The organism is Acidovorax sp. HMWF018, assembly GCF_003061035.1.
GTDB classification, from domain to species: Bacteria; Pseudomonadota; Gammaproteobacteria; order Burkholderiales; family Burkholderiaceae_C; genus Acidovorax; species Acidovorax delafieldii.
The window spans coordinates 1-5,398 of the sequence record NZ_QAIM01000127.1 but is presented as its reverse complement, the minus strand read 5'-3'; the positions used below and the strand labels follow the sequence as shown (position 1 = coordinate 5,398).

Sequence of the window (5,398 nt, the reverse complement as noted above, 5' to 3'; positions counted from 1 at the left end):
ATGCCTGGTGCTTGCAGCAGCAGGCTCTTGAAAGGACCCCACCCATGGCCAACGCAACCCTCTCCGCCCCGCAGCCCATCCAGGTCCATCGCCCCGTCTCTGCGCCGGTTGTGCAGGGAGAATGGTCGGTGGAGGCCATCCAGGCGCTGCTCGACAAGCCCCTGATGGACTTGCTGTTCGAGGCACAAACCGTGCATCGCCAGCATTGGCCTGCGGGCGACATCGAGCTGGCCACGCTGCTGTCGGTCAAGACCGGCGGCTGCCCAGAAAACTGCGGCTATTGCCCGCAGGCGGCTGAGTTCGACACCGGGGTAAAGGCCGACAAGCTCATGGAGGTGGACGAGGTGGTGCGCGCCGCCCAGGCCGCCAAGGACGCGGGCGCCACGCGCTTCTGCATGGGTGCCGCCTGGCGTGCGCCCAAAGACCGCGACATTGAAAAAGTCAGCGCCCTGATTGGCGCGGTGAAGGGCCTGGGCCTGCAGACCTGCGCCACGCTGGGCATGCTCGAATCTCACCAGGCGCAGGCGCTGAAAGACGCCGGGCTGGACTACTACAACCACAACCTGGACACCGCGCCCGAGTACTACACCGATGTGGTCAGCACCCGCGCCTACCAGGACCGGCTGGACACGCTGCAGCATGTGCGCAGCGCAGGCATCAGCGTGTGCTGCGGCGGCATCGTGGGCATGGGCGAAGCGCCCGTGCACCGTGCGGGCCTGATTGCGCAGCTGGCCAACCTGCAGCCGTACCCTGAGTCGGTGCCCATCAACAGCCTGGTGCGCGTGCCTGGAACGCCTTTGGCCGACAGCGAGCCCATCGACCCGTTCGACTTTGTGCGCGTGATTGCGGTGGCCCGCATCACCATGCCCAAGGCGCGCGTGCGCCTGTCGGCGGGGCGCCAGCAACTGGGTGACGCCGTGCAGGCGCTGTGCTTCATGGCCGGGGCCAATTCCATCTTTTATGGCGACAAGCTGCTGGTGACGGGCAACCCCGATGTGGAGGCCGATGTGCAACTACTGGCCAAGCTGGGGCTGAACGGCCACCGCACAACGACCACCACCCTCGACGGGCACAGCCACAGCGCTTGATGCCCCCCGACGCGGCGGCGTGCTTCTGCTGGAGCCCGCTGCGGCGCCACCGAATGCCGTGCCTCAGTGCTGCGCTACGGTAAGGCGCGGGACACAGCCATTCAGAGCGGCTCTTCGCGCGAGGTCAGTTCGATGCGCTCCATGGGCAGATCGGCGGCCAGGCGGTCCACCTGGGCCAGCCGTGCTGGCTCGGCATCGGCAAACTGCTGGGCAATGCGCCGGAACTCCTCGGACAGGGTCAGGAAGGCATCGACCATGTCGGGGTCGAAGTGGCTGCCCCGGCCGTCGCGAATGATCTCGACCGCCTGCTCGTGGGAGTACGCGGGCTTGTAGACGCGTTCGGAAATCAGTGCGTCGTACACGTCGGCCACGGCCATGAGCCGTGCAGACAGCGGGATGGTGTTGCCCACCAGGCCTTCGGGGTAGCCCGAGCCGTCCCATTTCTCCTGGTGGCTGTAGGCGATCTCCTTGGCATACCGGAAAAACGGGTTGTCCTGTGTGGTCCCCGTCTCGGCCGCGATGATGGCGTCGCGCCCCAGGGTGGTGTGCGTCTTCATGATCTCGAACTCTTCCGGCGTGAGCTTGCCGGGCTTGAGCAGGATGCGGTCGGGAATGCCCACCTTGCCGATGTCGTGCAGCGGGGCGGACTTGAAGATGGTCTCGATGGCGGCGTCGGTCAGCTCGTCCTTGAAGCGCGGGTGGTTTTGCAGGTGGCGGGCCAGCGCTTCCATGTAGTGCTGCGTGCGCCGGATGTGGTTGCCCGTTTCGTTGTCGCGCGTTTCAGCCAGCGAGGCCATGGCGCGGATCGTGGCGTCCTGCAGCTCGGCCATCGCCCGGGTGCGGTTGGCGACCTCTTGCTCCAGAAAGTGGTTGTGCTGGGCCAGGAAGTCGCGCGCGCGCTTGAGCTGCAGGTGGTTGCGCACCCGGGCCATCACGATGGCCGGGTTGATGGGTTTGGTGATGTAGTCCACCGCACCCAGTTCCAGGCCAATGCTTTCGTCATCGGCCGCGCTCATGGCGGTGAGGAAGATGACGGGGATGTCTTCGGTGTCGGGGTTGAATTGCAGGCGGCGCAGCACCTCGTAGCCATCCATGTCCGGCATCATGATGTCCAGCAGGATCAGGTCGGGCTTGCTGTCGCCCGCCACAATCTGCAGGGCGCGCTCGCCACTGGGCGCAAGCTTGACCTTGTAGTCGGTGCGCAGGAGGTCGCTCATCAGCGAGAGGTTGTCGGGCGTGTCGTCTACGACCAGCACCGTGCATTTGCCGCTGGGTGCGAATGGGCTATTCATGGACCGGGTCCTCCTTGTTGTCATTGTGCGCCTCGGGGGCCTGGCGCAGTATGGCCAGTGCCTCCACAAAGTCGTAGCTGTCCAGCGACCGCTTCATCTGGCCATATGCCGGCCCCAGCAGGGCCTGCAGGGTGGGCGTGGATTGCCTGAAGATTTCAATGGCGTCGGAATCGTCGTCGGACAGCAGTGCGTCAAGCTGCGCCACCAGCGCACGCGCAGAGGAGGCGTCGATCTGCAGGCCAGGCGCAGCGTCCGCGCCCGCAACCTCCTCTGCGGGCAGGGCCTGCTGCAGCGCCATGACCAGCGCCTGGCAAGCCGCTTCCACGGGCTCCAGCAGTGGCTCTGCCAGCTCGGGCGAGGCCTTCTGGGCGATGGCTTCTTCCGCACGCTGCGCCAGGGCTGCCAGTGCGGTGGCGCCGATGGTGCCGGACGTGCCTTTGAGCGTGTGCATGGCGCGCTGGGCCTCGTCGTGCAGCCCGGCAGCCAGGGCAGTACGGGTGGCTTGGACCGCCTGCGCTTGCCCCGCCACAAACTTGCGCAGCAGGCCTTCGTAGGCAGGCCGTTTGTCCAGCACGCGCCGCAGGCCGGCGGTCACGTCGAGCCCTGGGATGCGGCGCAGTGTGTCATCGGCGGGAAGCGCGGCTGTGGAGCGGGACGCTGTGTCGGAGTTGGAAGGGGCGCTAGCTGGCTGCCCCTGAGGGTCTCCGCCTTCGCGGTCAGCCTCGTCCGCACCTGTGGCTCGGGGTGCAATCCATTGCAGCAGGGCAGCAAACAGTTCGTCCGGGTCGATGGGTTTGGCCAGGTGGCCGTTCATACCCGCTTCCAGGCACAGGTCACGGTCGCGGCTCATGGCGTTGGCCGTCATGGCCACCACGGGCAGCTGGGCCCAGGACGGGTTCTGGCGCAGGTGCCTGGTGGCGGTCAGGCCGTCCATCACGGGCATTTGCATGTCCATCAGTACCAGGTCGTAGGGGGCTTGGGCGAGCATGTCCAGCGCCACCTGCCCGTTCTGGGCCACGTCCACCACCAGGCCAGCGCCGCTCAGCAGCTCGGCGCCCACCTGCTGGTTCAGGTCGTTGTCATCCACCAGCAGCACCCGTGCGCCAGCAATGGCGGAAAGGTGCGCAGCGCGCCGGGATGTTTGTGTGCCACGCCCGTCGGACGACCGGACCTGCCCGCCCAGCGCCTGCATGGCGGCATCAAAAAGTTGCGAGGGGCTGACGGGTTTGGACAGCATCAGCTGCAGCCCGGCGCGTTCCAGTTCGCTTTGCACATCGTCGCGGCCTGCTGCGGTCACGATGACCGTGAGTGGCGGGTGCTGCAGGCGGGCAAGTGCGCGGTGGGTGTCAAACCCGTCCATGCCGGGCATCTTCCAGTCCACGAATGCGATCTCGCAGGGGCGACCGGCCTGTTCGGCGGCGCGGGCCTGGGCCACCGCCTCCTCGCCGGAAGAGGCTGTGGTGACGGCAAAGCTCATGCGCGCCAGCATCTCGCCCAGGATATGCCGGGCCTGCTCGCTGTCGTCCACCACCAAGACATGCCGCCCGCGCAGGTCGGGGGTGGGCAGCAGGGGGGCATGGCTGGGGTTGCCCAGCCCCAGACGGGCGGTAAACCAGAAGGTGCTGCCCACCCCCGGCTGGCTTTGTACCCTCACTTCGCCGCCCATCAAGCCAGCCAGCTTCTTGGAGATGGCCAGCCCCAGCCCGGTGCCACCGTATTTGCGCGTAGTGGAGGTGTCGGCCTGTTCGAACGAGCGAAACAGCCGCGACTGCTGCTCAGAAGTCAGGCCGATGCCGGTGTCCTGCACCTCAAAGCGCAGCAGGACTCCGGTGTCGTCGCGCGAGGTTTCGGTGACTCGCACGATGATTTCGCCCTTGTCGGTGAATTTGACGGCGTTGTTGGCGTAGTTCACCAGGATCTGCCCCAGGCGCAACGGGTCGCCGCGCAGGTCGTCGGGCAGGGCCGGGTCCACATCGAACAGCAGCTCCAGACCCTTGTGCGCGCATTTGTCGCTGACCAGGTTGGCCACGTTGTCCAGCACGCCGCGCAGGTCAAAGTCCACGACCTCCACTTCGAGCTTGCCCGCCTCGATCTTGCTGAAGTCCAGGATGTCGTTGATCAGGCCGAGCAGATGCTGGCCGGAGCGCTGGATCTTTTCGACATAGTCGCGCTGGCGCGGTGTGAGGTCGGTGCCCAGGGCCAGGTGGCTCATGCCGATCACCGCGTTCATGGGGGTGCGGATCTCGTGGCTCATGTTGGCCAGGAAGTCCGACTTCATCTGCGAGGCGTCCTCCGCACGGGCGCGGGCAATCTCCAGCTCGTCCTCATGTTCGCGCAGGGCTGCGTTGACTTTTTGCAGCTCCACGGTGCGCTCGGCCACGCGCGCTTCCAGCACCTCCTCGTTGCGCTTGAGGGCATCGACCAGCTCGTTCTGCGCCGCCATGGCCTGGGCCGTCGCCTTTTCGCGCTGAAGGAACTGCCGCGCCATCGCAAAAGCGAGCAAGAACGTAAGCAGGGCCTGGAATGCAGTGAGCCCGGTGGTCAGCAAAGTCTGGTGTTTGACCTCGGCGTTGCGGGAGTCGCCCAGCAGGGCCGACACGCGCGACGCACTGAGCGACAGCTCTTGCACCGTTTCACGCAGGCCGTCCAACTCCGTGCGCAGGCGCCGCATGTTGGTCTGGCTGGAGAGTGCATCCACACTGGCGCCAAAGTAGCTGTCGCCCGCTGCCACAAACCGTTGCAGGGCGGCCAGCGCATTGCTGTAGATGGGCTCGTCCTGCATCAGCGTGCGCGAGGTGCCGCTTTCCAAGGCGCTGAATCGGCTCAGGAAAAGGTCATACCGCAGCTCCAGCCGGTCCATGGTGATGCTGGTGGGGTCCAGCTCGAACTGGTGCAGCGCATGGTCCAGCTTTTCATATTCCACATTGAGCTGCAAGAACGACCACAGCGCATTCACATCGCCGCGCCGCATAACGGCCTCCACGCTGCGGTACTGGCTGTACTGCACCGCCGCAATAG

At 66.1% G+C, this 5,398-nt stretch carries 3 protein-coding genes; 1 reads left to right on the top strand and 2 read right to left on the bottom strand.

The window, feature by feature from the left end; all coding sequences use genetic code 11:
* Nucleotides 1-44: 44 nt before the first annotated feature.
* On the top strand, nt 45-1,088 hold the full coding sequence (gene bioB / locus DBR23_RS04890) for a biotin synthase BioB (protein ID WP_108497495.1): 1,044 nt from the start codon (nt 45-47) through the stop codon (nt 1,086-1,088).
* A gap of 101 nt (nt 1,089-1,189) precedes the next feature.
* On the opposite strand, the gene DBR23_RS04885 is transcribed toward bioB, so the two are convergent.
* Together DBR23_RS04885 and DBR23_RS04880 are read right to left on the bottom strand one after the other, a co-directional pair.
* Entirely contained in the window at nt 1,190-2,380 is a 1,191-nt protein-coding gene (locus DBR23_RS04885; protein WP_056062707.1) for a two-component system response regulator, read from the bottom strand.
* On the bottom strand, nt 2,373-5,398 hold a 3,026-nt coding region (locus tag DBR23_RS04880; protein WP_108497494.1), incomplete at its 5' end, for a response regulator. The genes DBR23_RS04885 and DBR23_RS04880, both read right to left, overlap by 8 nt.